General features: G+C 69.4%; 23 protein-coding genes. 12 read left to right on the forward strand and 11 right to left on the reverse strand.

The genetic code is table 11. The features are described 5' to 3' along the window. Positions 1-13: 13 nt before the first annotated feature. Entirely contained in the window at positions 14-844 is an 831-nt protein-coding gene (locus IEY56_RS24910) for a GNAT family N-acetyltransferase (RefSeq protein ID WP_189039521.1), read from the reverse strand. Between the two features lie 117 nt (positions 845-961). Beyond that, positions 962-3,088 carry an IucA/IucC family protein gene (locus IEY56_RS24915; RefSeq protein WP_229712178.1) on the reverse strand — a complete coding sequence of 709 codons (2,127 nt, stop codon included), beginning with the start codon at positions 3,086-3,088 and terminating at the stop codon, positions 962-964. A 238-nt stretch (positions 3,089-3,326) separates the two neighbouring features. Between IEY56_RS24915 and IEY56_RS24920 the strand changes: the two genes are divergently transcribed. Together IEY56_RS24920 and IEY56_RS24925 are read left to right on the forward strand one after the other, a co-directional pair. Beyond that, entirely contained in the window at positions 3,327-4,547 is a 1,221-nt protein-coding gene (locus IEY56_RS24920; protein WP_189039522.1) for a trypsin-like serine peptidase, read from the forward strand. A 237-nt stretch (positions 4,548-4,784) separates the two neighbouring features. After that, positions 4,785-5,975 (forward strand): trypsin-like serine peptidase, encoded by a 1,191-nt coding sequence (locus tag IEY56_RS24925; protein WP_189039523.1) that lies wholly within the window; start codon positions 4,785-4,787, stop codon positions 5,973-5,975. A gap of 104 nt (positions 5,976-6,079) precedes the next feature. On the opposite strand, the gene hflX is transcribed toward IEY56_RS24925, so the two are convergent. The 8 genes from hflX to IEY56_RS24965 form a co-directional block, all read right to left on the reverse strand. Continuing rightward, entirely contained in the window at positions 6,080-7,594 is a 1,515-nt protein-coding gene (gene hflX / locus IEY56_RS24930) for a GTPase HflX (RefSeq protein WP_189039524.1), read from the reverse strand. A gap of 177 nt (positions 7,595-7,771) precedes the next feature. Beyond that, on the reverse strand, positions 7,772-9,148 hold the full coding sequence (locus IEY56_RS24935; protein WP_229712185.1) for a M1 family metallopeptidase: 1,377 nt from the start codon (positions 9,146-9,148) through the stop codon (positions 7,772-7,774). 358 nt (positions 9,149-9,506) lie between these two features. After that, a complete protein-coding gene (locus tag IEY56_RS24940) occupies positions 9,507-11,714 on the reverse strand; it encodes a RelA/SpoT family protein (RefSeq protein ID WP_189039526.1) in 2,208 nt (735 codons plus the stop codon). A gap of 173 nt (positions 11,715-11,887) precedes the next feature. Beyond that, the gene (gene dapF / locus IEY56_RS24945; protein WP_189039527.1) at positions 11,888-12,757 is read right to left on the reverse strand and encodes a diaminopimelate epimerase; all 870 of its coding nucleotides are present in this window, start codon (positions 12,755-12,757) and stop codon (positions 11,888-11,890) included. Positions 12,758-12,808: 51 nt separating this feature from the next. Beyond that, positions 12,809-13,435: a hypothetical protein gene (locus tag IEY56_RS28690; RefSeq protein WP_229712179.1), complete on the reverse strand. Its 627-nt coding sequence runs from the start codon at positions 13,433-13,435 to the stop codon at positions 12,809-12,811. 621 nt (positions 13,436-14,056) lie between these two features. Continuing rightward, a complete protein-coding gene (locus IEY56_RS24955) occupies positions 14,057-15,112 on the reverse strand; it encodes an HNH endonuclease (protein WP_189039528.1) in 1,056 nt (351 codons plus the stop codon). A 1,442-nt stretch (positions 15,113-16,554) separates the two neighbouring features. After that, complete coding sequence (locus IEY56_RS24960) at positions 16,555-17,208, reverse strand: YdcF family protein (protein ID WP_189039529.1); 654 nt, start codon at positions 17,206-17,208, stop codon at positions 16,555-16,557. After that, the gene (locus tag IEY56_RS24965) at positions 17,205-17,999 is read right to left on the reverse strand and encodes a GntR family transcriptional regulator (protein WP_189039530.1); all 795 of its coding nucleotides are present in this window, start codon (positions 17,997-17,999) and stop codon (positions 17,205-17,207) included. Before IEY56_RS24965 ends, IEY56_RS24960 begins: the two co-directional genes overlap by 4 nt. Positions 18,000-18,160: 161 nt before the next feature. On the opposite strand from IEY56_RS24965, the gene IEY56_RS24970 reads away from it, so the two are divergent. The 10 genes from IEY56_RS24970 to IEY56_RS25015 all read left to right on the forward strand — a co-directional run bounded on the left by IEY56_RS24970 (position 18,161) and on the right by IEY56_RS25015 (position 24,530). Beyond that, positions 18,161-18,490 carry an SCO3933 family regulatory protein gene (locus IEY56_RS24970; RefSeq protein WP_189039531.1) on the forward strand — a complete coding sequence of 110 codons (330 nt, stop codon included), beginning with the start codon at positions 18,161-18,163 and terminating at the stop codon, positions 18,488-18,490. A 2-nt stretch (positions 18,491-18,492) separates the two neighbouring features. After that, positions 18,493-19,845 carry an FtsK/SpoIIIE domain-containing protein gene (locus tag IEY56_RS24975; RefSeq protein ID WP_189039532.1) on the forward strand — a complete coding sequence of 451 codons (1,353 nt, stop codon included), beginning with the start codon at positions 18,493-18,495 and terminating at the stop codon, positions 19,843-19,845. Positions 19,846-19,945: 100 nt separating this feature from the next. Further along, on the forward strand, positions 19,946-20,692 hold the full coding sequence (locus tag IEY56_RS24980; protein WP_229712180.1) for a DUF2637 domain-containing protein: 747 nt from the start codon (positions 19,946-19,948) through the stop codon (positions 20,690-20,692). Between the two features lie 13 nt (positions 20,693-20,705). Beyond that, positions 20,706-20,897, forward strand: coding sequence for a mobile element transfer protein (locus tag IEY56_RS24985; RefSeq protein ID WP_189039533.1), 192 nt, complete (start codon positions 20,706-20,708; stop codon positions 20,895-20,897). 15 nt (positions 20,898-20,912) lie between these two features. Continuing rightward, positions 20,913-21,236 (forward strand): SpdD protein, encoded by a 324-nt coding sequence (locus IEY56_RS24990; protein ID WP_189039534.1) that lies wholly within the window; start codon positions 20,913-20,915, stop codon positions 21,234-21,236. A 94-nt stretch (positions 21,237-21,330) separates the two neighbouring features. Beyond that, on the forward strand, positions 21,331-21,519 hold the full coding sequence (locus IEY56_RS24995) for a hypothetical protein (protein ID WP_189039535.1): 189 nt from the start codon (positions 21,331-21,333) through the stop codon (positions 21,517-21,519). Further along, positions 21,516-21,713: a hypothetical protein gene (locus tag IEY56_RS25000; RefSeq protein ID WP_189039536.1), complete on the forward strand. Its 198-nt coding sequence runs from the start codon at positions 21,516-21,518 to the stop codon at positions 21,711-21,713. The genes IEY56_RS24995 and IEY56_RS25000 overlap by 4 nt, the downstream gene beginning before the upstream one ends. Beyond that, complete coding sequence (gene repSA / locus IEY56_RS25005; RefSeq protein ID WP_189039537.1) at positions 21,710-23,101, forward strand: replication initiator protein RepSA; 1,392 nt, start codon at positions 21,710-21,712, stop codon at positions 23,099-23,101. Before IEY56_RS25000 ends, repSA begins: the two co-directional genes overlap by 4 nt. Continuing rightward, positions 23,098-23,292, forward strand: a complete 195-nt coding sequence (locus IEY56_RS25010) for a helix-turn-helix transcriptional regulator (RefSeq protein ID WP_189039538.1) — start codon at positions 23,098-23,100, stop codon at positions 23,290-23,292. Before repSA ends, IEY56_RS25010 begins: the two co-directional genes overlap by 4 nt. Then, positions 23,292-24,530 carry a site-specific integrase gene (locus tag IEY56_RS25015; RefSeq protein ID WP_189039539.1) on the forward strand — a complete coding sequence of 413 codons (1,239 nt, stop codon included), beginning with the start codon at positions 23,292-23,294 and terminating at the stop codon, positions 24,528-24,530. Before IEY56_RS25010 ends, IEY56_RS25015 begins: the two co-directional genes overlap by 1 nt. A 96-nt stretch (positions 24,531-24,626) precedes the next feature. Here the strand turns inward: IEY56_RS25015 and miaA are convergent, their stop codons facing one another. Further along, positions 24,627-25,583 carry a tRNA (adenosine(37)-N6)-dimethylallyltransferase MiaA gene (gene miaA / locus IEY56_RS25020; protein WP_229712181.1) on the reverse strand — a complete coding sequence of 319 codons (957 nt, stop codon included), beginning with the start codon at positions 25,581-25,583 and terminating at the stop codon, positions 24,627-24,629. Positions 25,584-25,824 lie beyond the last annotated feature (241 nt).

The following is a 25,824-nucleotide window of genomic DNA, read 5'->3' on the forward strand; positions in this document are numbered from 1 at the left end:
GGTCGTGTGCGCCTCAGAGCACCTCGCGCAGTTCGCGGTCGCGGACCATCAGCGCCGCGCGCTTGTCCGGCAGATCCACCTCGGCGGACAGCCGGAACCCGGCGCTGAGGAACGCCGCGACGGAGGCGACGTTGCGTACGTCCGGCTCGGCCAGGACCCGGCCGCAGCGGGGCCGCTGGTCGAGGACGAGATCGGCGACGGCGCGCAGCAGAGCCGTTCCGATGCCGCGGCCGCGGTCCGGGACCCCGCCGATCAGCAGGTGCAGCCCGGTGTCGTGCGGGCGCGCCTGGCAGTAGCGGGCGATGGGGTCGAGGTCTGCGCGGTAGACCTCCCAGTAGCTCATGGGGACACCGTCGAGGACGCCCAGACAGGGGACGCTGCGTCCGTCGCCGTCCAGTTGTTTCCGCAGGTGCTCTGCTGTGACGTCCTCCGGACCGGCGAGCTCCCAGAATGCGGCCACTGCCGGGTCGTTCATCCATGCAGTGATCAGCCGGAGATCGCGTTCCAACCGCACCGGCACCAGCCGAACCGTCCCGACCTCTGTGCCGACGGGCGGCCAGGTGTGGACGGAGTCGAGGAGTCCGGGATCCTTCGCCCTGCCCGGGACGGGGCCGCGGACGCACGGGCCGGTGACCTGCCGGTCGTGACCGTACGGGAGAGCCGTGGAACGGCCGGGAGTTGCGGCCTGGCCGGCCGGCGTGCCGGACGCCCCGTGCACGGCGAGCCGGCCGATCTCGTCCGCCTTGTCGTGTTCGGCCAGCAGGGCGGCCAGTTCCCCGGCCAGCTGAAGATCGAGGGTGTCGTCGTTGCTGGATCCGGAAGGGGGCCGGTTCGGCTGTTGCACGGACGGCGCCTCCTCTCGCTTGTCAGGGCCTGGCGGGTGCCGTGGTGACGGTCCGCGCAGGCCGTTCGCGTCGCCCGCGTGCGTGCGCGGTGCGACGTCCGGCGGGAGCCCGGCGTTTCAGCCGGCCACGGGGTTGGTGACGGTGACGTAGACGGACTGGGTGTCGACGGGCCCGACCAGCTCGTCCATGCCGTGCAGCCTGGTGAGCAGGTTGGCCTTGCACCGCAGCGTCGGCGCGTCGAGGAGCATGGCGGGGAGCGGCGACGCGGGTGCGCCCTCCTCCCCCGCCGCCTCGGTGCGCAGGAAGCGGCGGAACGCGGCGAGCAGCACCTGTTCGGTCGCGAGCCGTTGCTCCCCCAGCGAGCCGATGAGGCCGAGCACGTTGTTGACGCCCAGGTAGTACGCGAACCGCTCGTCGACCACCGCGTCCGCGACGAAGGAGTCGCTGGCGACGCCGAGCGCCGCTCCGGGAAGCCGCTGCTGCAGCTCCTCACGGTGGGACGCGCGGAAGTAGTAGCCCTGGTTGTCGCGGTAGCGTCCGCCGCTCGGCCAGCCGTCGCCGTCGAGCAGGACGAGCGTGTTCTGCTGATGCGCTTCCAGCGCGATGCCGGCGTTGGCGTCGAGCCACAGCACGGGCCGTACGACGGCGTCGAGGTAGCGCAGGAACCACTCGGTGGCGACAGCGGCGACCGGCCGTCCCGTCCTCGCGGACAGCCGCTGCACGATGCCGGTCAGACGTGAACGCATGACCGTGCCGCCGGCCTCCGCCACAGGGCGCGGTGAGGTCAGTCCGGCCAGGCAGACGGCGTCGTCCGAGGCGCCGAAGGGGTTGTGCCGGATCACCGTGTCCATTCCCGGGACCGGCAGCCCGTCGGGTCCGTCGACGCCGAGCCACGCGGGATCGCGGACGATGTCGAAGCCCGGATGCGCCGCGCGCCACTGTGCGCTGAGCCCCGCGCGCAGCAGACGGTGCACCTCCAGGCCGCGCAGCAGCTCCTTACGGAGGTTCTCCCGGCGGGAGTTGGTGATGGGAAGGTCCAGTGAGAGCTTCAGCATCGCCGGTCCGCCGGGCTGCGCGACGGTGCGGACGGACGAGGTGGGGTGCCACAGGTCGCCCGTCGTGCCGATGTCGTGCAGCAGCCCGTCCGAGAGGAGCCTGGCTACAGCCGGCCTGTGCTGGAGCTGGCGGGCCTGCCACGGGTGCAGGGGCAACGGCACGGTTCCGGCGGGCAACCGCACAGCGGCATCGCCGACGAGGCGCATCGCGAGCTGGTCGCCGGTGACTGTCCGGCCACGCTCCGTCCACGCGGAGTCCCGGGCGAGTACTGACTGGTCGACTGCCATCCAGTGCAACCGGAAGGAGCCCCGCAGCTCGGGCGAGTACGCGCGGCACTCCGCGTCGGAGAGCCCTTGGCGTGCCTTCGGCGACGGATGCAGGGGATGCCCGAGGACGAGCGACTGCTCGGCGTCCAGGAACGGTCCCACTGGCGACGGCGGTTCGGGGGCGGCTGTCCGTGCGGCGAGGAAGCTGGCCGTGCGCTCGACGGAGTCCGCGACCCGGCCCACGAGGCCCGCGGACTCGGCGGAACCAGCCACGCCGTGCGGTGAGGCGGTACTCGCGCCGTTCGCGCTCGGTGCCTGTGCCGCCGCAGCCGTCCGGGCGGAGTGGGACGCCTCGCGGCTGAGGAGTGCGGCCAGAGTGACGGCGTCCATGGGCGCGCAGTCCGGCGGGGCCTTCTCCGGTACGGGCGGTCCGAAGCGGTGGCGGCCGGTGTCGGACCAGTAGCGGACCGGGACGCGCAGTACGAGGCCGGACGCGTGCAGTGCGACGCGCAGCGTGTCCTGGGCGGGTCGCGGGATGTCGTTCTCCCGTACCCAGCACCGCAGCAGGTTCTCCGTCGCGGCGGCGTCCGCCGCCTGCTCGGGGTCGGTGGAGCTCCCGGCGGACGGACGCCCGTCCGGAGCACCGGTTGCCTGCCGCGGCAGTCCGGTATGACCGGCGCCGTCTGCCGTCGCGTCAAGCAGCGCGGTCGCGGCCGGCAGTGCGGCCGCCCGTGGACGCGGTGGTTCCAACGTCCCGTCAGCGGCTTCCGCGGGAGCCGCTGCGACGGCGCTCTCCTGCAGCTCGATCCGGCGGCTTGCCAGAACCTGGCCGGGCACGACGGCGCGGTGCCGGCCCGTAGCGGGGGCGGGTGCGGGCGCCGTTCCGCTCGGCGGGCCTTCGGCTCCGGTACGCGCGTTCACAGAGATCTCCTCCGGTGTCGACTTGGCGCGCTCAAGAGCGGGCCGGACTCCCCCGTCCGTACCAACGAAGCCGATGCCCGGGGATCACGGGCGAAGTGAAGATCTGTCATGTGAACCGGTCGGAACCGTGGACCCTGCCGGGCCCGTCCCCCTTCTCACCGGGCATAGTGGTTGCCGCTCCGCTCGGCGGGGCCCTCACAACTCAAGAGGCAGAACGACATCCAGGGGGAGTTCATTCATGTCAGCCAACCTCCGGCGCTCGCGACGGCGTTCAGCGCCGGCTGTGGCCACAGTCGCCGCAGTCGCGGCTCTGGCACTGACGGCCACGGCTTGCGGACCGGAAGAGGACAACGGGGGGAGCGCGCCCAGCGCTTCGGCCTCGGCGGCCGAGCCGGACGCCAAACACGATCTGAACCTGCCGGACGAGCTCCCCAAGGACCTCCCGAGTTCCCTCAAGGACCTGGAGAAGTGGCGCAACGGCGAGTGGAAGAACTGGGACCGCGACGAATGGCTGCGCCAGGCCAAGGAGTTCATCAACCCGATCATCGACGACCTCTGGGACCCGGACCGGATGAAGGACGCCGACGGGAACGACCGCAAGGTCGATGACGACGAGATCGACAACGGCGAGAGCGGCGGCGACAACGGCACCGGTGAGGACGAGGGCGTCACCGACCCCACGCCTGCGCGCGTGACGGCCAAGCCGGTCAAGCTCCCCTACACCAAGGACACCGCCCCGGTGGGCAAGGTGTTCATGGACACCCCGAAGGGGCCGCTGGTCTGCTCCGGCACCGTCGTCGAGGACCCGGCGCACCCCGGCAAGTCCAACCTCGTGGCGACGGCGGGGCACTGCGTGCACGCCGGCAAGAGCGGCGGCTGGTTCCGCAACGTGGTCTTCGTACCGCGCTACAACCCGAAGGGCCTCTCCAACGCGCAGCTGGAGAACGCCAAGAGCAAGGACGTGGCCCCCGACGGCGTCTGGTGGGCGAAGTACGCGGGCACCACGGACCACTGGATCGACGAGGGCGCGAAGGCCGGAGGCGGCGGCGCGTCGCAGGACTTCGCCGTGCTGAAGGTCAGGCCGGAGGACAAGAAGTCCGGCCCGTCGCTGCAGGAAGTCGTCGGCAAGGCGGCGAAGATCAACTTCAGCACTCCGCGTGTGAAGTCCATCCCGAGCCTCACACCGCACGGCTACCCGGCGGCGCCGCCGTTCGACGGGGCGAAGATGCTCACCTGCACCGGCAAGCCCGGCCGCCTCACCATCGACCCCGCGCAGCCCACGATGTACCGCGTCGGCTGCACCATGACCGGCGGCTCCTCCGGCGGCGGCTGGCTCACGGCGAGCGGCAGGCAGCTGCTGTCCGTGACCTCGATCGGCCCCGTGCAGGGCGGCTGGCTGGCCGGCCCCCGCATCGGCAAGGAGGCCAAGGGCGTCTTCGACAGGATCGCGAAGAAGTAGCCGGCACAGCACCACCGGTGCCCGTTGCGGTACGGCCGGCGCGTCCGAGGCGCGCCGGCCGGCGTCCGCCCGGTACTTGCCCGGAAACCACCCGGACCGCTACGTCCCCGGTGCCGCATCAGGTTCGCCGCCCCGGCGGTCGGCGTTCCGCAGCGACGCATCGCACCCACCGCGGGGCGGTCACGCCCCACGGCACGCACAGCCATCAACTCACGCCCGATCAGGGGGATCTGTTCCATGTCATCGATACGCAGGCCGGGACGCCGTCCTGCCGTGGCCGCCGCGGCGGTCGCCGGGGTTCTCGTACTGACCGCCACGGCCTGTTCGCAGGGCGGCGACAGCGACAGCAACGCGCAGGCCAGGCCGTCCGGGCGGCCTTCCTCCGCGGAGGACCTGGGCATCCCCGACAAGCTGCCCGAGGACCTGCCCACTTCGCTGAAGGACCTGGAGAAGTGGCGCAACGGCGAGTGGAAGAACTGGGACCGCGACCAGTGGATCCGTGAGGGCTCCGACTTCGTGAACCCCTACATCAAGGACCACTGGAAGCCGGGCCGCATGGAGGACGCCGAGGACAACGGCAAGCGCGTCCCCGAGAACGTCGAGTCGGCCTCCGGCGCCAGCGCGACCGGCCCCGAGCCCCGGCCGGTCGAGGCGCGCGGCGTCAAGACGCCGTACACGAGCAACGCCGCACCCGCGGGCAAGGTCTTCATGGAGACGCCGCAGGGCCCCAAGGTCTGCTCGGGCACCGTCGTGAAGGACCCGCGCAGTCCCGGACGGTCGAACCTGGTCGCCACAGCGGGTCACTGCGTACATTCCGGCAAGGCCGGCGGCTGGCTGCGCAACATCATGTTCGTACCGGCCTACAACAACCGCGGGCTGCCGCCGTCGCAGATCCGGAACGCGCAGCCGCAGGACGTCGCTCCGTACGGTCAGTGGTGGACGGAGTGGGCGCAGACGAGCGACTACTGGATCAAGGAGGGCGCTCAGTCCGGCGGCGGCGGGGCCCAGCAGGACTTCGCGGTGCTTCAGGTCCGTCCGCAGCAGCGCACGGGCAAGTCCCTGGAGGAGACCGTGGGCGCGGCGGTGAAGATCAACTTCAACGCTCCGGCCACTGAGCGCTTCTCGGGCCTCAGCTCCTACGGCTACCCCGCGGCGCCGCCGTACGACGGGGCGAAGATGTACAGCTGCACGGACAAGCCGGGCAGCCTCACCATCGACCCCGCGCAGCCCGCTCTGTACCGCATCGGCTGCACCATGACGGGCGGTTCCTCGGGCGGCGGCTGGTTCATGAAGGGCGAGAACGGCAAGGCCGAGCTGGTCTCCGTCAACTCGATCGGCCCGCAGCCGGCCACGTGGCTGGCGGGACCGCGCCTGGGCCCGACAGCGAAAGCGGTCTTCGACAGCATCAGCAAGAAGTTCGCGAAGTAGAACTGACCGGCACACGCATCACGTCGGCAGACACACACGCGACGGCCCGCTCTTCACGTCGAAGAGCGGGCCGTCGCACTGTTCGGCCGTCACAGGGCCGTGTGTTACGTGCGCTGGGCAGCGGCAGCGGGCTCGTACTGGCGCAGCTCGGACGCCAGTTCCGGGTGGACACGCACCTTGAGCAGCGTGCCCTCGCCCGTGTGCTCCTCGGAGAGCACTTCGCCCTCGCCGTGTACGCGGGAGACGAGGTTGCCCGCCGTGTAGGGCACGAGCACCTCCAGCTCCACGGACGGACGCGGCAGTTCCTCGTCGATGAGCGCACGGAGCTCGTCGATCCCCTGCCCTGTACGGGCGGAGACCGCGAGCGCGCAGCGCTCGGCACGCAGCAGCCGTTCCAGCACGAGCGGTTCGGCGGCGTCGGCCTTGTTGACGACGACGATCTCCGGCACGTGCGAAGCCCCGACATCACGGATCACCGTGCGCACAGCGGCCAGTTGCTCCTCCGGAGCGGGATGCGAGCCGTCCACGACGTGCACGATGAGATCCGCGTCGGCGACCTCCTCCATCGTGGAACGGAACGCGTCCACGAGGTGGTGCGGGAGGTGCCGCACGAAACCGACCGTGTCCGTCAGGGTGTGCAGCCGCCCGCTCGGCGTCTCCGCCTTCCGCACGGTCGGGTCCAGAGTCGCGAACAGGGCGTTCTCGACGAGGACTCCGGCGCCCGTCAGGCGGTTGAGCAGGGAGGACTTGCCCGCGTTGGTGTATCCGGCGATGGCGACCGAGGGCACCTTGTTGCGGCGCCGCTCCTGCCGTTTGATCTCGCGGCCGGTCTTCATCTCCGCGATCTCGCGCCGCATCTTCGCCATCCGCTCGCGGATGCGCCGCCGGTCGGTCTCGATCTTGGTCTCACCGGGACCACGCGTCGCCATGCCGCCGCCCGAGGAACCGGAGCCACCGCCGCCCATCTGCCGCGACAGCGACTGGCCCCAGCCGCGCAGCCTCGGCAGCATGTACTGCATCTGAGCCAGCGCGACCTGTGCTTTGCCCTCACGCGACTTGGCGTGCTGGGCGAAGATGTCGAGGATGAGGGCCGTACGGTCGACGACCTTCACCTTGACGACGTCCTCGAGGTGGATCAGCTGACCGGAGCTGAGTTCACCGTCGCAGACCACGGTGTCCGCACCGCTGTCGATGACGATGTCGCGCAGTTCCTGGGCCTTGCCGGAGCCGATGTACGTCGCGGCGTCAGGCTTGTCGCGGCGCTGGATCACGCCGTCGAGGACCAGCGCCCCCGCCGTCTCGGCCAGGGCGGCGAGCTCCGCGAGGGAGTTCTCCGCGTCCCGGGCCGTGCCGGAGGTCCACACACCGACGAGCACGACGCGCTCCAGGCGGAGCTGCCGGTACTCGACCTCGGTGACGTCCTCCAGCTCGGTGGAGAGACCGGCGACGCGGCGCAGAGCGGCCCGGTCGCTGCGGTCGTGCTGCTCGCCGTCACGCTCTCCGTCGACCTCGTCACTCCAAGCAACGTCCTCTTCCATCAGGGCGTCAGCTCGACGGTCGGATTCGGCGACACGCAGGCCAGTGGTGGGAAGGGAAGAAGAGGGAGAAGAGAAGGTCATTTGATCCTTACGTCGAAGGCGGATGCGGGGATGGTGCGCGCACAGCCACACGGACCCGCGGAGTCCCATCAGGGGAACGCTTGCCCCGCGCCATTGATTCCCAGACGCCGGAGCGTCCGGTGACGCTCCGTGCGCCGCCTGAAATGGTGACACGGCCCCTGCGCGCCGTCATCCCGTTTACCGGCCGCCCGACCGCCAGCGCGGATGACCGGGCATCGACGGCGTCTTCTCCGCGTAAAGCCAGTCGTCGAGGAACGCACTCAGATCCTCCCCGGAGACCTCGTTCACCAGGGAGACGAAGTCGTCCGAGGAGGCGTTGGCGTCCCGGTGCCGGGTGACCCACTCCCGCTGCAGCCGGTCGAACGCCTGTGCCCCGATCTTCTCCCGGAGGGCGAAGAGCAGGATCGCGGAACCGTCGTAGACGCTCTTCCGGAAGATGTTGATCTTGTTGCCGGGTTCGGCGGCGTGCAGACGGCCGGGCGGGCCGAACTTGCGGCGCCACGTGTCGGACTCCATGTACGCCTTCCTGACCCTCGATGCCAGCGACGGACCGCCGCGTTCGGCTGCGTAGAGCCACTCGTACCAGGTGGCATGGCCCTCGTTCAGCCAGAGATCGTCCCAGGTGACGGGCGTGACGCTGTCACCGAACCACTGGTGCGCCGCCTCATGCACCATGATCGATTCCGGGTACCAGTCGGGAACGGCGCCGGAGGTGAAGAGCTCCTTCTCGAACAGGGAGAGCGTCTGCGTCTCCAGTTCGAAGCCGGTGCTGGCGTCGGCCATCAACAGTCCGTACGTCTCGAAGGGGTAGCGCCCCAGCCGATTCTCCAGCCACGCCAGCTGCCCGGGCGTCTTCTCCAGCCACGGTTCCAGTGCCTTCCGGTCCTTGCGGGGCACCACGTCACGCAGCGGCAGACCGTGCGGGCCCTCGGACCGCCGCACCGAGGAACGGCCGATCGACACCTGCGCGAGTTCCGTGGCCATGGGGTGAGCGAGGCGGTACGTCCACTCGGTGCGGCCGCCGCTCCTGTGCGCCTTCCTCTTCAACTGTCCGCCTCCGACGACGGTCAGAGCCTTCGGAGCCGTGACACGGAACGTGAATGCGGCCTTGTCGGAAGGGTGGTCGTTGGACGGGAAGACGCGATGGGCGGCGTCCGCCTGGTTCGCCATGGCGAGGCCGTCCTCGGTACGGACCCAGCCGCTCGTGGCCGCCTTGTCCGTCGGACTGGTGTGCCGGATCTCCACGCGCATCCGCTGCCCTTTCCGCAGCGCAGCGGCGGGCGTCACCACCAGATCCTCCTTCACGCTCTGACGCTTCGCCGGACGGCCGTTGACGCGGACAGAGCGCACCTTCCCTGCCGTGAAGTCGAGGTTGAAGCGGGACAAGCCGTCCTCTGCGGTGACATCGGCATCGATGACTGTGCGCGCGTCGAGCGGTTTGGTGTTGTCGCCCGAGTAGTCAAAGGCGATGTCGTATGCGCGCACGTCGTACCCCGGGTTGCCGAGTTCCGGGAAGAGCCGGTCGCCCACTCCCTGCGGTTCCGGCGGGGGCAGAGCGGCACCGACAAGTGTGAGGACGGCGGTGGCGACGGCGGCGCAGGTGCAGGCGCGGCGATAGGCGGGACGGGCGCGGAACGGCCCGGCCGGTGCCCCGGCGCACCCCCCGGAAGCTGATCGGTCCGAGCCGTCGGACGTGGGAGGGGAAACGAGGGCCGGAGTCGCCGGCGCACTGTGCGCCGGCGACCGAAAGAGCGGGAAGTCCATGCAGGTACTGCTATCCGTGGCGGACAGGGCGCAAGATCTGCCTCGCGGGGCCCCACTCGAAAGAAGTCAGCGCGCTCTGTCGGCAGGAGAGTACGACTTCTGCGGGCCTTCTCCGGCGGTGCAGGGCCCGTCTGTGCGCCGTGGAACGTCAGCGGGCAGGCAGGGGCCGGCTGGCCCGGGTGACGTCGTAGACGCCGGGGACTCGTCGCATCGCGCGCATCAGATCAGGCAGTCCCGCCGCGTCGGGCAGCTGCAGCGTGTACGTGTGGAGGACTCGCTGTTCGCGCGGCGGTTCGACGTCGGCTGCGACGACTGCCGCGCCCTGTGCCGCGATGATCTCGGTCAGGTCCGCCAGCAGATGCGGCCGCCCGAGCGCTTCCGCGCGCAGGGTGACCCGGCAGCCCACTGCCCCCTGCCGCCAGCTCACCGGGACCGGTCGCCTGCCGGTGGACGCCATGCGTGTCACTGTCTGGCAGCTCTCGCGGTGCACTGTCACAGCGCCGCCCCGGACAGCGAAACCGGTGACGGAGTCCGGCGGCACGGGCGTACAACATCGCGCCAGGCGCACGACAGCATGCGGGTCCTCGGCCACGACCGATGCCGTCTCCGTCGCGCGGCCGTTGTCCGGGGACGGGCCGGCGCTGTCCCCTGTCCCCATGGAGTTCCGGCCGCCCGGGTCGGCCGGGTCCGGCGGAGAGGCAGGAGCCGCTGTAGAGAAGGGTGCGACTGCACGGGAGCCGCCGTCTCCGGCCTGCCGGGTGTGGCCGCCACCGCTGCCGGGGGCACCCACGCTGGTCAGCTCCTGCTTGGGTTCCGCCTCCGCGGCCACGGGGTGAGCGGCGAGCCAGTGCCGGATCGCGATACGCGCGGCCGGGGTACGGGCGTGGTCCAGCCATTCCGGCGACGGACCGGACGGTGCCGAAGCCGCCGGCTCGAGGAAGAGCTGCAGCGCGTCGCCGTCCCTCAGCACCGTACTCAGCGCCGTCAGACGCCCGTTGACGCGTGCGCCGATGCAGCGGTGGGCCGCTTCCCCGTACCTGGCGTAGGCGGCGTCGACACAGGTCGCCCCCGCCGGAAGCGGCAGGGCGCCACCGCTCGGGGCGGGCGCCGCCCCCGGGGAGGCGCAGTAGACGGTGATCTCGCGGTCCTGCGCGAGTTCGTCGCGCAGTTCCGTCCAGAAGGTCTCGGTGTCCGTGGCGTGGCTCTGCCACTTCAGGAGCCGGGAGAGCCAGCCGGGGCCGGGCTCCGTGTCGCTGCCGTCACCGCCGGAGGGAACGCCGTGCGGGTCGCCCAGCGCGATGACGCCGGCCTCCGCGACCCGGTGCATCTGCCGCGTGCGCACGAGGACTTCGGCCACGCGGCCTTCCTCATCGGCGATCGCCGTGTGCAGCGACTGGTAGAGGTTGAACTTCGGCGCCGCGATGAAGTCCTTGAACTCCGCGACGATGGGCGTGAAGCAGGTGTGGACTTCACCGAGGACGGCGTAGCAGTCGGCGTCCTCCTCCACCATGATCAGCAGACGTCCGAAGTCGCACGGTCCGAGATCGCCTCTCTTCTGGCGGAGGCGGTGCACGGAGACGGTGTGGCGGGGCCGGATGAGGACCTGCGCGATGATGCCGGCCTCGCGCAGCACCCGCCGCACCGAAGTGGCCATGCCCGTCAGCGGATCGGGCTCCTTGGCGTGTTCGGCGATCAACTCCCGTGCCAGCGCGTGCTCTTCGGGGTGAAGGATGGCGAAGACGAGGTCTTCCAGCTCGGTCTTGAGTGCCTGTACGCCCAGCCGCTCGGCGAGCGGGATCAGCACGTCCCGCGTCACCTTGGCGATGCGGACCTGCTTCTCGGGGCGCATGACGCCCAGCGTGCGCATGTTGTGGAGCCGGTCCGCGAGCTTGATCGACATCACGCGGACATCGTTGCCGGTTGCCACGAGCATCTTCCGGAACGTCTCCGGCTCGGCGGCCGCCCCGTAGTCGACCTTCTCCAACTTGGTGACGCCGTCGACGAGATAGCTCACCTCCTCGCCGAACTCCTCGCGCACCTGATCCAGCGTCACGTCGGTGTCCTCGACGGTGTCGTGCAGCAGGGAGGCCGTCAACGTCGTGGTCTCCGCGCCCAGTTGGGCCAGGAGCAGGGTCACGGCCAGCGGATGCGTGATGTAGGGGTCGCCGCTCTTGCGCATCTGCCCTCGGTGCGAGGACTCGGCCAGCACGTAGGCGCGGCGCAGCGCCGCGAGATCGGCGTCGGGGTGGTGGGCACGGTGCACTTTGGCGACGTGCTCCATGGCGTCGGGCAGACCGTCACGGCGCGGGCCCTGCCCCAGCAGGGCCGCGTGACTGAGCCTTCTCAGACTCCTCATGGCACCTCCGCTGACGCAACACCCCGGACAGGCCCGGGCCTGTGATGCTACCGACCCCAGCGCACGCGGATGACCGGGTCCCGCGCAGCGTGAAACGGATCACCCCATCGAGGGACGTTTAAAGGCAAGGGAGTTCACCAGTGCGCTTGTTTCGTGCCGCCGGATCCCACGCCTCAGGCGTCCAGCCACTCCGGATCGAGGGAACCCTCCGCGACGATCACGGCCGGACCTGTCATCTCGACCTCGCCGTCGGTCCGTTCGGTGATCACCAGCCGTCCGCCGGGCACGTCCACGGTGTACGTCGCCGGCGTACCGTCAGCTGCCGGGTCGAGACCGTCGCGCCGCGCGGCCGCCACCATCACGGCGCACGCACCGGTACCGCAGGAACGCGTCTCCCCGGAACCCCGCTCGTGGACGCGCAGGGCGACATGGCGGGGGCCGCGGTCGACCACGAACTCGACGTTCACACCGTCCGGGTAGACAGCTGCCGGGGACACCTCGGGCGCGTCCAGCAGCCTTCCCGCATGGCCGAGATCGGCGACGAAAGCCACAGCGTGCGGGTTGCCCATCCCGACGTGCACGGCCGGCCACTCGCGCTGGCCGACGCGCACCGTGATCTCGTCCCCGGGAAGTGCCGCCGGCCCCATGGCGACGGTGACCTCGCCGCCGTCCTCGGCGAGGTGCGTGTGCCGCACTCCCGCCCGAGTCGCGACGGCGACCTCGCCCGCCTTGGCCAGGCCCGCCCTCTCCAGGTAGCGCACGAAGACGCGTACGCCGTTGCCGCACATCTCCGCGACGGAGCCGTCAGCGTTGCGGTAGTCCATGAACCACTCGGCGTCCCCCGCCATTGCCCTGGCCTCGGGGTGGGCCGCCGACCGCACGACCCGCAGCAGCCCGTCGCCGCCGATCCCCGCCCGCCGGTCGCACAGCCGCGCGACGGTCTCCGGGGACACTTCGAGGGTGCCGTCCGGGTCGGGGAGGATGACGAAGTCGTTCTCGGTGCCGTGGCCCTTCAGGAACTGCACGGGCTGTGGGGTGACCATGCTCCCGATCGTACGGGAGCGCCGGTCGCCGCTCCTGGTGGGCGGGGGTGCTCAGCGGAGGCGGGCGACGCGCCAGATGGCCAGCACCACGACGGTGCCCACGACGACGGCGTACAGCAGCACGACGCGCCAGTCAGGGCGGTCGCCGGAGCCGCGCGCAGGCAGCCCCGGCCAGGTCAGGCCCGCTCGGCGGGCCGCCATGACGCCCCAGCCCGCGGCGCAGCCGCAGATCAGCAGCCCGAGCATGGAGACGACCGCTCCGGTGCCGCCGCCCGGCTCGAAGGCGAGGGGGAAAGCGAACATCAGGGAGCCGAGCGCGCTCAGGCCGACGATCGGGGCGATCTGCCACAGCCGCAGCTTGCGCGGCGGACGCAGTTCCTGGGGTTCGACGGCCGTCTCGTCGACGGCGGGCAGCTCGTCGGGGTCGTGGCCGACGCCGTCCTCGCCGCCGTCCACGGCATCGGGGAGGCCGTCACGCGTACCGTTGGTGCCGTTTCCGGGGAAGCCGGCAGCGCGGTGAGCCGCCGCGGCACTGCCGACGGCGGAACCGCCGCCGTGCCCGGACGAATCCTCCGCCCGGTCGTCGAGGCTCGTGATGTCGTCGAGGCTTCCAACAGGCCCGACTCGCTTCACCTCGTCGACGGCTGTCTCCTCATTGTCACGAGGGCCGGCCTCCATCGCCACCCGCCCTCCCAACTACGGCTGCAGGCTCCGAACGATGGTCGATGATGGCACGTCGTAACGGCCCCGACGGACGCGCAGGGCGTCCCGATGCCATCACGTGATCAGGCTGTGACCGGCCATATGGCGGTTCAACGGGAAACACGGCAATCACCAGCACAGCGACGTCGCGGCGCGGTCACCAATGGGCGTCATTGGTCGTTGCTGGCCGCCGTCGCACGGCCCAGAGACGGCCCGGGGATCCAGTCCACCATCGTCTGGACTCGGCGCTAATCGGACACCCGGGGGGGGGTGAGCCATAGCGCACATGTGTTCGATATCCTCTTGATGATGCGCCACACCTCCGCACCATCGACCGGCGCGTCGGCATCCTGCGCCGTCCCGACTGCGCGCTCGCCTGTGGCGAATCTCGCGAAGCCCGAGCCAGGCATGCTCAACGACGACGACCCAGGTGAGCGGCCCCTGATGCGCTTTCTCTGCGTATGCGCTTCCAGGGCTCGCAGCTCGGCTATTCCCACCGCCGCCGCGCAGAGAGCAGTAGGAACGGCCTCCGACCGGGGTTGTTGGTCTCGTGGTTTCCCGCTCGATGTACCCGGCAGGGACGAGGGCTTCGGAAGGCTATGCCTGGTCGGAGGCAGGCTCGGTGGCTTCTGCGTTCCGCTGTGCGGGGATGTGTGCCACGGCGCCCCGGCGGCTCTCGATGAGAGTGCGCAGTTCCCTCGGGGTCGGCCAGGGTGCACAGCGATGAATCATGCGGTGGCAGTTTGCGCAGATGAGTGCGAGGTCACTGAGCTTGGTCCGCCCCTCGCCGGCCTCGTGCAGTGGTACGACGTGGTGGCATTCGATGTAGCCGCTACCGCGGTCGCCGTATACCCCTTCGAAATCGAAGCCGCATGCCTCGCAGGCCAGAGTTCCGCCCTTCTTGAGTACTGCGGCGATCTTCTTCTTCCGCAGGCCCTTGTTCCGCTCCCGGCGCTTGTGTCGGCTCATCAGCAACCGGCCTTCGGGCACGCTGTAGTCGTCCAGAACCTCGTCATCGTCCAGCGGCAGAGCCTGGAGGTCTCCCGCGGTGATTCCCTGCCGTATTAGCTGGGCCACCTCGGTCATCTCGGCCGGCCGGGCCAGGAACTCGTGCAGCACCTCGACATCAAGGGCACCACCTTTAGTGGGCTTGCCCCGGTAGTCCGGGTGACGCGTGGCGATGTCGAACGTCTTACGGGCCGCCCCGTTGGGGTTTCGGAACTTCTCGTTGCGGTCGGCCTCGGCGTGGATCGGCAGGAGCTGCAGGAGGCCGGACAGCTCTATGACGCGCGGGTCGTTGGCGTCCAGCCCTTTCCACCCGTTGGTCATCACGAGGTGGCAGGCCAGGATGATCTCATCACGGGCCCAGTCGGGGTTCTTCACGGACTTGACGTGGAACCCGGCTCGCTTGAGCCAGGCCGCGGCGTGATCCTTCCCACCGCTGAACTCTTCCGGCAGCAACGCGCGGCCGTGGTCCCACTTGTGTGCCACTCCGGCTATGGCTTTCGAGTCGTACTCCCGTCCCTCGTGCAGGAGGACATACGAGCGGGCCTCGCAGAAGTTGTGCTTAGCCAGAAACTCGGAGCGGCCTAGCTGTTCGTACTCGGCGATGGCCTTGAGTACGGCATCCCGTGTGATCGCACCTTTGCGCATGACGGAAGGGTACGTGTGGCAACTGACAGTCACGAGCGGGCGTTAGACACCAAGACTGAGGCGCGCACTAAACAGACTTCCACAGCGCTCTGAGGACTGCACAGAGGCTGACTGGACAACGGTCCCGGCACCTGAGTCCCCGTCAACCGGTATGCTGATCGCGTCAGTTCCTCTCGGTCTAGTACGCCTCGGCAACGAGGCCGAGGTGACCCCGAGCCTTCGGGGGCTCTCACGATGAGGAGCTGCCATGGAGATGCGCAAGCCAAGACGGGAAGCTGATGACGCGGACGGATCTGAGCCGAGCAAGGCTCAGCTTCTAATTGCGATTCTGACGACTGTCGCGGCGATCGCAGGCTGTGTGGAGCAGCTGGCGCGCTAGCGCCCCAAAGATCGAGTTGGACCCGCCGGAAGGGCATAGAACAGGCCCGACCGCTTTGCGCTCGGCCGGGCCCACTCGATGACTCCACATCGAGCCCGGGTGCTGGGTAAGGTCCAGTACCCGGGCTCCTTTACATGGAGCCCACCTGCGACATTTCAGGCGTCAACTACACCAATAATAGTGGAAGCTGACACCGACAACGTTACATCACTTGAAACCTGATGTTGCAAGTGGCGGGAGGTCGACGGAGCGGCTTTGGGCTGGAGCTGCCTTGGGATGAGAGATCAGGGGCTCGTAAGCTTGCTGCGACTCGGGCAGCACCTCGCCTGCCCGCAATAGCCCGAAGTGAGCCCCTGATCTTCGAGGCTCATCCCAAGGTGGCTGCCTAAAGCCGTGAAGCCGGCCGACCCCGCTCCCACCCCTCCTTCCCCCTCTTCTTCCTGCGCCTTGGGGTTCGGTGGGTGGTTGCTCCGGGCCTGGTGCGGGATTTGGTTGTGTCGATTCGTTGCTTCGATCCCTGTCCGGCTGGTGGTGGCTTCCCCTGGGGTATGGGTGGCGCTCGTTGCCCGTGGGGTGGGGTGTTTTCTGCTCTCGTCAGTCCGGCGCGGGCTTTGGTGGATCAAAGCGTCTATCGGACATCTCGCGGCGCTTTGCGGCGCGGGGCCGCGGCGCGGCGGCGCGGGCCGAAGGCAGGAGCGGAGCCGCAGCCGCGAGCCCCGAGCGGCCCGCATGTGCGGGCCGGAGGGTGTGTCCGTAGCGACGGCTGTGAAGCCGATTGATCTGCCACGCGACCGGATGCCCGAAGGGCAAGAGCTTCCTCGCCATCGCGGTGCCGGCGCCGACCCGCTGCCCATGGGGGCGAAGCCTTGCCGGCTGGCCCGGACCTGGTGCGAGGGCTTCCGTACGGCAGCTCCCCTGTGTTCCTGCTCACTGCCGTTGAGGCTGACCGGGGCCGGCCGTCCCCTTCTTCGACCGGTCCCCACTGAAGCGCCCCGACCCCCCTCCCCGCCCATCGGGCGGGGTCTTGATGAGGTAGAGAAACTTGTAACAGTTGCCAACCTCTCTAGCTGGCAGGCACGAGTCGGCTGGTGAAGCCCTCGTTGCACAGTCGACGGTAAGCCTCCGCTACGTCATCCGGCACCGGCTGCCTGATCATGAATCCCTGCTCCGGGTAGATCAGCAACCGCTGCAGCGCGCCGACGAGCATGTCGACTACCAAGTGAACGTCCTGGATCGACTCGACGTACTCGTCAAAAGTCATCGGAGTGGACGCACTGATGATCTCCACTTCGGGCCAGAGTTTGCGCGCCGTGGCGTACGCACGCCGCTCTTCGTACGGCTTGCTGACTAGGACCGCAGACGACACCTGGATGCCGGCCTCTTTGAGTAGTTCCTTCGAGAAGCGGATGTTCTCGCCAGTGTTCCGGGCGTGGGGCTCTACAAGCACGGCTGAGCTGGGAACGCCGAGTTCCAGCGCCCGCTCTCGATAGTGGATGGCTTCTCCGCGCGGCATGCGGTCTTGAGTGGTGGGGCTGGTGGCTCCGGTGAAGACGAGCAATGGAGCGAGGCCGCGCTTGTACAGATCCACCGCCGTATCCGCTACGCCGAGATCGTGGCTGCCCAACCCGACTGCGACTGAGCACGGGCGCATGGCGTGCCCCATCTGGTGGTAGTCCCACAAACGCCGCGCGTCAGCCCAAGACTGCGTCGAGATCACTGCTGGCCCTTCTGATCCTTCGCCGAGTCCGGGACCTTGAACTCGTACTCCCAAGCGAAGCGCGATGCTGCATGCACGCCGATCGCGAACTCCACCACCGTGCCAGAGGCAGTGAACGTCGTCCTGTGCAGCTCAACGACTGGTTCCCCCGGAGGCAATTGCAGCTGCTTCACTTCGTCCGACGTCGGAGCGCGCGCGAAGATCTCTTCCTTCATGTGGTCGATCTCGTACCCCGCGTCGTACAGCACGCGGAACCCGCCACCGCGCCCAGCTGGCCCAGGAGTCGGGTCGACGAGCCTTGTGCCCTCGACGTGTTCGGGGCGGTAGTAGCTGGTGAGCGAGTGCGTCGGTTGGTCGCCTTCCTTCACGAGTCGTGCTCGTGCATACACTTCCGCACCTTCAGGCAGGCCATGGGCAGCGGCGACCAGCGGCGGGGCCTCAACCAGGTTGATCGTCTGCGTCTGCTCATTGCGGCGGTAGGCACGTCCGGAGGCGACGCGGTCGGCGATGAAGGCGACCTCGTCGCCATCACGCCACTTGGCCTTGTCGTATCGAGCGATGCCCAGCCGCTTTAGCGGAACTCGCTGCCGTACGACGGTGCCATGACCCCGTGACGAGGTGACCAGGCCCTCTGCTTCGAGGGCTTTGTAGGCCGCATGCACGGTCGACTTGGAGCCTTCACCTGCTTTGACCAGCTTGCGAATCTCGGGAAGCTGCTGGCCAGGCTCGTACTCGCCCCCCTTGATCTGCTCTGCCAGCTTGTCAGCCAGCTCTCGCCACTTGGGCGCCATCTCTGAACCCCTTCCGACCAGTCCAGTCAAACATAGTCCCAGGACTGTTGACAGTCCTGGGACTGCGTGGCACTGTCTTGCTCAGTAACCCCGCAGTCCTAGGACAGCGCCGAATTGGGGCTTCTTGGGGCTGCTCCAATACAGCAAGGCTGGGAGTAGATATGCCGTCCTTCAAGATCGACACTTCGACTGCTGTGGTGTTCGTCGCGACTGCGCCGACGCCGAAGCTGGTGAACAAGAAGACCGGTGAGGTCGCGGTCGACCGTGAGACGCAGGCGAAGATGATGACCGTTGGCCTGCTGATCTCGGATGAGGGTGAGGGCAACCTGTACCAGGTGTCCGTGCCCGAGACCGGCGTCCCGGAGAACTTGCAGCCCGGTACCCCGGTCTCCGTGGTGGGGCTCAAGGCCCGGGACTGGGAGAACGAGTTCAACGGGCAGAAGCGTCACGGGATCGCCTTCCGCGCGGTCGCGATCACGGCGGGTGCCTGATCATGGCGGACCTCTCTACGGTGCTGGAGATCGCTGGTCCCCTCGCGGGGGCTGGTGGTCTCGGCTACGCCAAGGTCCGCGCCCCGCGCGTCTACTGGTCGCTTGTCGGGCTGCCGGTGACCTGGGGGCGGTTCGTCGTCACCTACCGCTCCACGATGGATGTGTGCGGGCTGACGGTGCAGCCCTCCCGGCTGCGGGCCTTCCTCGCGCGGAACATCGCCCGGCAGGCTCAGGTGCAGCCGGTCCCGCCGAAGATCCGCCGTGTGGGCGGTACCTCGACGGGCCTGCGGGTGAGTTTGCGGCTGCCTGCCGGCCTGGAACCTGCCGACGTGGCCGCCGCCTCGGGTCGTCTGCGTCATGCCTGGGGTGTCCACGCGGTGAACGTGGTGGAGACAAGGCCCGGTGTGGTTGAGCTGCGGATGACCGGCTACGACGTGCTGAAGAAGGTGCGCATGCCCCGCCGTTCGCCCTCGGGTGAGCTGGTGGTGCCGGTGGCTTTGCGGGATGACGGGACGGCGTTCGTCCGCGACTACCGCAAGGTCCCCCACGCACTCACGCTCGGTGCGAACCAGTCGGGCAAGTCGATGTACCAGCGCAACCTCATCGCCGGACTGGCGAAACTGCCGGTCGGGTTGATCGGGGTGGACTGCAAGCGCGGTGTCGAGCAGTCCCGCTACGCCCCTCGTCTCTCGGCTCTGGCGACGACTCCGGAGGAGACCTCGGGTCTGCTGGATGTCCTGGTGGGGGAGATGGAATCGCGTTTCGACCTGCTTGCCGAGCACGGCGCCTCGGACCTGTGGGAACTCCCCGCGCGTCTGCGGCCGATACCGCTGGTCCTGCTGGTCGATGAGGTCGCAGAGCTGTTCCTGACCGCGGCGAAGAAGGACGAGGAACGCCGGGACCGGATGGTCATGCAGATGATCCGCCTCGCGCAGATGGCCCGCGCCGTGGGCATCTACCTGGAGGTCTGCGGACAGCGCTTCAGCTCCGAACTCGGCAAGGGCGCCACGATGCTCCGCGCACAGCTGACCGGCCGCGTCGTCCACCGGGTGAACGACAAGCAGACCGGCGAGATGGGCCTGGGCGACATCGCACCCGAAGCCGTCGCCGCGGTCACCACGATCGCACCGGACCGGCCCGGTGTCGCGGTGGCCGGTGACTCCTCCGGCGGCTGGTCCTACATCCGCACCCCCGAGACCAGCCCGGCTGAAGCGGTCGCGGTCTGCCGCGAGTTCGCGCACCTGACCCCGCACCTGCCGGCACTCACACCCTTCCGCCCCGTCCTCCCGGCGGCCGATGAGCCGACGCCGGTTGAGCGTCCCTCGCTGGTCAAGCCCCGGCCCGTCACCGAATAGGCCGCACTTCCCAACCGGTTGGCGTGACCGCCTCACGCCACGTCCCTACCCCACCCATGCCTGAAACCGAACTGACTCTCATCTGGAAGGAGGTGCCTCAATGACGAAGATGCAGGCAGAGCGGGCCGCGATCCTCACCGCAGGAGTCGTGATCATCGTCCTGACGGTGGCCGCGTTCTGGCTCTCCTACGCACACCTCGCCGACGTGGCCAAGGAAAACGGCCTGGCCAAGAGCCCCGAGCGTGCTTGGGCATGGCCGGGCACCATCGACCTGTTCATCCTCGCCGGTGAAGTCCTCATGTTCCGCGCCGCACTTCGCGGCGGCTGGGACTGGTGGGCCTTCTCCCTCACCGCCGCGGGCTCCCTCGGCTCCATCGCACTCAACGTCGCCGGCGTCGGCACCGATGACCTGAGCCTCGATCACGTCGTCGCCGCGGTCCCGCCGACCGCCGCACTGCTGGCCTTCGGCGCCCTCATGCGACAGGTCCACAACCTCGTCACCGATGAAGCCGCCGACCCCGTCCCCGCGCCGACGCCGGTCACCGAAGTCGAACGCGAAGCGGTCCACCAACCCGCGACACCTGCCCCTGCCGAGCTGCCAGGGCCGACCCCGGCGCCGGCCGATCCCGCACCGGTCTCCGTCGAGGCACCCGCTGCCCCCGAGCCCGAGCCCGAGCCGGTCCCGGCCGCCGTTCCGATCGTGCCTCCGGCGCTGGTGGATCACGCACGGAAGGTCGCCGACGCCCACCACGCGCAGACCGGAACCCGCATCGACACTCCGACTCTGCGCGCTCGCCTCGGAGTCCCTGACCACCTGGCCGACGCCATCGCCGCTCAACTCGCCTGAAAGGACACCGCACATGGCACGCCCGAACCACTTCACCAACGTCCAGCGCTTCGGCCCGGTCCAGGTCGGCACCCGCGCGGACGCACGCGGCCGGCAGAAGCACACCGCCGCCTGCACCGCCCCACGCTGCGGCTTCTCCGCCGACTACGACTCCCGCCCCGCGGCCGAACTCGCCGCCCGCACCCACACCTGCACCACCAACTGATCAGGAAGGACAGGCATGTTCACCCCGAAATACCCGGCACCCGACCAGGCCAGCACCGCCCCGGTCCCGATCGTGACCACCCTCGGCACCACCGACACCCCGACGTACGCGGTCGCACAGGCGCCTGCCGTTCACGCTCCCGCGCCGACACCGGCGCCTGCCTCCCGGCCCTCGGTGCACATCTCCCCGGCCGGTGCCGGTCTCGCCGTAGCCGGTGGCGCCGCCGCCGTCCTGATCGTCGGGACGGTCCTGGTCTCCATGCTCCTCGCGGTCGCGATCACCGCGGCATCGGTCGCCGTGTGCGCCGTGGTCATCCGCTCGCTACTTCACCACCGCTGAAGGGCCCCCGGGGCGGCCTCTACCGCCAAGTATCCGCCGCCCCGGGTGCCTGCATCCCTCCCGAATCCGAAGATCCGAAAGGACACCCACCATCATGACCCAGCCCACCCCTGCCCGCGTCCGCCGCTGCCCCGACTGCGACGGCTTCCCCGTCGTCGCCATCGACACCGGCACCCGCCACGCCGACGGCACCCGCGCCACGCTCCGCATCACCTGCACCGGCTGCGACGGCACCGGCACCGTCTCCCGCCCTGCTCGCCTCACGACTCCGGTGGGGCGGTGACCACAGTGGCTGACCTGCGTACCAGCGAGAACCGCCCGGGGCTCCACGTCACCAAGGACGACGAATACACCCCCGCCACCGGCGACTTCTACTGCCCCTGCGGCGAGTCCGGCCACACCAACGGCGACGCCAACGTCAGCTCGATGGTCGCCTACTACACCGCCCACAAGAACATCTGTGGGGGACGCAAGTGACCGACACCGCCACCGCGGTGGGCCTGGACCCGATCACCCTGGGAGACCTTCTCAGGGTGGCCGGGTCCCCCGGCTTCGACCGCTGGGAAGAACAAGTACGCCGCACCGGCGGCTGCTCCGACCCCATCCACCTGACCGGCTCCACCGTCACCCGCGACCGGAACACCGGCGAGGTCCTCTACTCCTACTCCACCGCCGACGAACCCGGCGGCAGGCTCCGCGTCGCCTGCGGCAACCGCCGCGCCTCCCGCTGCCCCGCCTGCGCCTGGACCTACGCCGGAGACGTCTTCCACCTCATCCGCGCCGGCATCACCGGCGATCCCCGCCTGGACATCCCCGACCGCATCCGCGCACACCCCGGCGTGTTCGCCACCCTCACCGCCCCGAGCTTTGGGGCCGTTCACAACCGGCCGACCTCCGGTCGCTGCGTCTGCGGTGCCCGCCATGCGGAGAACTCCCCTGTGCTCGGGACCGCGATCGACCCGAAGCGCTACGACTACGCCGCGGCGGTGCTGTGGAACAACCACGCCAGCGTGCTGTGGCAGCGCTTCACCATCTACCTGCGCCGCGAAGTCGCCGCACGCGCCGGCATCACACAGACCCTGCTCAAAGAGACCGCCCGCGTCTCGTTCGGGAAGGTCGCCGAGTTCCAACGCCGCGGCGCGATCCACTTCCACGCCATCATCCGCATCGACGGACCCGACGGCCCCACCTCAACCCCACCCGCCTGGGCATCGACCGCGTTGCTCGAGGACGCGATCCAGGCCGCCGCCCGCCGCGCCCAGACGACCGTGCCCGCTGCCGGTGACCAGCCTGCCCGGACGCTGCGATGGGGCAGCCAGGTCGACGTCCGCGCTATCGGCACAGACCAGGGCCAGGAACTCACCGATGCGGCCGTGGCTGGCTACGTGGCCAAATACGCCACCAAAGCAGCCGAGACCACCGGCACCCTGGACCGCCGCATCGGCGAGATGTCCGAGCTGGACAAGCATCCTGACCTGCCCGACCACACACGGCAGTTGATCCGCGCCTGCCGCGATCTGGATGACCTTTACCCGGACAGGAAGCTGTGGGCGTGGGCGCACATGCTCGGCTTCCGCGGCCACTTCATGACCAAGTCCCGCGCCTACTCCACCACCCTCACCGAACGGCGCCAGGTACGCGCCGACTACCGCGCCGCACAAGAACGCCGCGAACGCGGCCTCCCCGACCCCGACGAACACACCGAGGCCACCACGCTCACCCTCGCCCACTGGACCTACGCCGGCCACGGACACACACCCGGCGAATCCTGGCTCGCCGCCAACATCCACCGCGACCTACAGACCAACCGAGAAACCGCACGCGAAGCGCTCGCAGACCTGGACGACTTGGAGGTGGCGGCATGAAGCGCACCCTCCCCGAGCGCTACCTCACTCCGCTGGACCTCGCTGACCTGCTGTGCGTCCCGGTCGAGACCGTCTACCAGTGGCGCCGCAAGCGCACCGGTCCCCGCGGCTTCCGCGTCGGCCGACATGTGCGCTACGACCCCGAGGACGTTCAGACCTGGGTGGCCTCCCAGGTCGAGGAGGCCGCCTGATGGCCGGACATATCCAAGACCGCTGGTACAAGACCAGCACTGGCGACGACGGCAAGCCCGTGAAGACCAGGACGGACCGCTACGGCACCGGCATGCGCTACCGCGCTCGCTACGTGGCACCGGATGGCACGGAGAAGAGCCGTTCATTCCCCGACAGGCAGAAGCGCGAGGCAGACGCTTGGCTCGCCAACACGGCGGCCGATATGACGCGCGGCGCCTACGTCGACCCGAAGGCGGCTCGTACGACCTTCCGCCAGTACGCGGAACGGTGGTTGGCGGTACAGACGACCGACGTGTCGACGCAGGACGGTGCAGAGCGGTACCTCCGGCTGCATGCGTACCCGCACATCGGTTCTCGTCCGCTCGGCTCCTTCAAGCCGGAACACGTCCGCAAGTGGCTTCGGGAGCTGGAGGACAGGGGCGTTCCCGGCACGTACGCCGTGCACATCTACGGGACTGTGCGAGCCGTCCTCTCAGCCGCAGTCGATGACGGGTACCTGGCTCGGAACCCGTGCAGTGCACGGTCCGTGCGGCCCCCGGCGCGGGACACCAAGCGCGTCACTCCGTGGCTTCCGGAGCACGTCGCCGCGGTTCGCGGGGCACTTCCGGGACGGTTCCAGGCCATCGTCGACGCTGCCGGCGGTTGCGGCCTGCGACAGGGAGAGGTGTTCGGACTCGCTGCGGACGCCGTCGACTTCGAGGCTCAGACCGTGCATGTGGTGAGGCAGGTGAAGCTGATCCGCGGCCAGGCGGTATTCGCACCGCCGAAGTGTGAGAAGGAGCGCGACATCCCGCTGCCCGCTGTCGTCTCCGACGCGCTCAGGTCGCACATGCGCCGCTGCGAGCCGGTCAAGGTGACGCTTCCCTGGCGTCGGCTGGACGGTCCCCAGGTGACGCACAACCTGATCTTCACCGGTACTCGGGGAACCGTCATACGCCGGAAGGACTTCAATACCCGGTACTGGAAACCGGCTCTCGTCGCCGCTGGCGTCCTTCCAGAGCCAGAGCCAGGAGAGAGCCCCGAAGCGGCCCGCGAGCACGGCACGCACGCGCTCAGGCACTTCTACGCCTCGGTGCTGCTGGAGGCAGGCGAGAACATCAGGGCCGTGAGCGAGTATCTGGGTCACGCCGACCCGGCGATGACGCTTCGGGTGTACGCGCACCTCATGCCCAGCAGCCGGGAGCGCACCCGGAAGGCCATCGACTCTGTGCTGGGTGGGCCTGCTCCCCCGCCCTGACGGCCCAGAGACGGCCCCACACGCCGACGAAACCCCCTCACCGGCTAGAAAGCTGCTGGTCAGGGGGCTTCATCGTCCCTTGCTGCCATCACGTGATCAGGCTGTGACCGCTTCTTCCAGGAGGGCCAGTGCTTTCCCGGTCAGTTCCGTCCTGTCCGGTTCCGCGCCGCTCAGCCAGTGGACACGCGGGTCGCGACGGAACCACGAATCCTGGCGGCGCGCGAAGCGCTTCGTGGCGCGCACCGTCTCCTCGCGCGCCTCCGCCTCGGTGCACTCTCCCGCGAAGCTGGCGAGCACCTGCTGGTACCCCAGGGCGCGGGAGGCCGTACGTCCGGCTCGCAGACCCGCCGCCTCCAGGGCACGTACCTCGGCGACGAGGCCGGCCTCCCACATGCGGTCCACGCGGGTTGCGATCCGCGCGTCGAGTTCGGGCCGGGCCACGTCGACACCGATCTGGACGGTCTCGTAGACGGCCTCGTGCCCGGGGAGATTGGCGGTGAAGGGGCGGCCGGTGATCTCGATGACCTCCAGTGCGCGCACGATGCGGCGGCCGTTGCTCGGCAGGATCGCCCGCGCGGCCGCCGGGTCGGACTGCGCGAGCCGCGAGTGCAGCGCTCCCGATCCCTCGGCCGCGAGCTCTCCCTCCAGCCGCGCGCGTACCTCGGGATCGGTGCCGGGGAAGTCCATGGCGTCGATGGCGCCCCTCACGTACAGCCCCGAACCGCCGACCAGCACGGGGACGCGTCCCGCGGAGCGGAGCCTGTCGATCTCGGCTCGGGCGAGCCTCTGGTACTCGGCGACGCTCGCGACGGCTGTGACGTCCCAGATGTCGAGCAGGTGGTGCGGGACGCCTCCGCGCTCGTCGGCCGGCAGTTTGGCCGTGCCGATGTCCATGCCCCTGTAGAGCTGCATCGAGTCCGCGTTGATCACCTCACCGCCGAGGTGACGGGCGAGCTCGACGCCCAGGTCGGACTTCCCCGCAGCGGTCGGTCCGACCACGGCGACGACCGGCGGTTCGCTGCGGAATGACGAAGGAAGGGCGGAGGGATTCACGCCGTCAGTGTCGCAAACCCCCGTGACGTCCCTTCTCCCCGAAGTGCCGCGCAACACGGCCCCGAGCAGCTTCATTGCACTTTTCAAGTGTTTCCCGAGCTGTTCTCCGGGAGCCCGCGGCCCGGTGTTGAGGGGCCGACGCCTCCCGAAGCGCCGGATCGCGGCCGAATGAGTAAGGTCAGGAGTGTAGGTATGGGCGTCTTTGTGCGACTTCTGCACCCTTCTCCGATCCGCCTCGGAA

Origin of the sequence: Streptomyces daqingensis, from assembly GCF_014645895.1 — a bacterium.
GTDB lineage: Bacteria > Actinomycetota > Actinomycetes > Streptomycetales > Streptomycetaceae > Streptomyces > Streptomyces daqingensis.

Bases quoted from the DNA above. Each gene is read 5' to 3' on its own strand.
- IEY56_RS24920 (WP_189039522.1), top strand. From the start codon at position 3,327: ATGTCAGCCAACCTCCGGCGCTCGCGACGGCGTTCAGCGCCGGCTGTG.
- IEY56_RS24925 (WP_189039523.1), top strand. From the start codon at position 4,785: ATGTCATCGATACGCAGGCCGGGACGCCGTCCTGCCGTGGCCGCCGCG.
- hflX (WP_189039524.1), bottom strand. From the start codon at position 7,594: ATGACCTTCTCTTCTCCCTCTTCTTCCCTTCCCACCACTGGCCTGCGT.
- IEY56_RS24940 (WP_189039526.1), bottom strand. From the start codon at position 11,714: ATGAGGAGTCTGAGAAGGCTCAGTCACGCGGCCCTGCTGGGGCAGGGC.
- dapF (WP_189039527.1), bottom strand. From the start codon at position 12,757: ATGGTCACCCCACAGCCCGTGCAGTTCCTGAAGGGCCACGGCACCGAG.
- IEY56_RS28690 (WP_229712179.1), bottom strand. From the start codon at position 13,435: ATGGAGGCCGGCCCTCGTGACAATGAGGAGACAGCCGTCGACGAGGTG.
- IEY56_RS24955 (WP_189039528.1), bottom strand. From the start codon at position 15,112: ATGCGCAAAGGTGCGATCACACGGGATGCCGTACTCAAGGCCATCGCC.
- IEY56_RS24965 (WP_189039530.1), bottom strand. From the start codon at position 17,999: ATGGCGCCCAAGTGGCGAGAGCTGGCTGACAAGCTGGCAGAGCAGATC.
- IEY56_RS24970 (WP_189039531.1), top strand. From the start codon at position 18,161: ATGCCGTCCTTCAAGATCGACACTTCGACTGCTGTGGTGTTCGTCGCG.
- IEY56_RS24975 (WP_189039532.1), top strand. From the start codon at position 18,493: ATGGCGGACCTCTCTACGGTGCTGGAGATCGCTGGTCCCCTCGCGGGG.
- IEY56_RS24980 (WP_229712180.1), top strand. From the start codon at position 19,946: ATGACGAAGATGCAGGCAGAGCGGGCCGCGATCCTCACCGCAGGAGTC.
- IEY56_RS24985 (WP_189039533.1), top strand. From the start codon at position 20,706: ATGGCACGCCCGAACCACTTCACCAACGTCCAGCGCTTCGGCCCGGTC.
- IEY56_RS24990 (WP_189039534.1), top strand. From the start codon at position 20,913: ATGTTCACCCCGAAATACCCGGCACCCGACCAGGCCAGCACCGCCCCG.
- IEY56_RS24995 (WP_189039535.1), top strand. From the start codon at position 21,331: ATGACCCAGCCCACCCCTGCCCGCGTCCGCCGCTGCCCCGACTGCGAC.
- IEY56_RS25010 (WP_189039538.1), top strand. From the start codon at position 23,098: ATGAAGCGCACCCTCCCCGAGCGCTACCTCACTCCGCTGGACCTCGCT.
- IEY56_RS25015 (WP_189039539.1), top strand. From the start codon at position 23,292: ATGGCCGGACATATCCAAGACCGCTGGTACAAGACCAGCACTGGCGAC.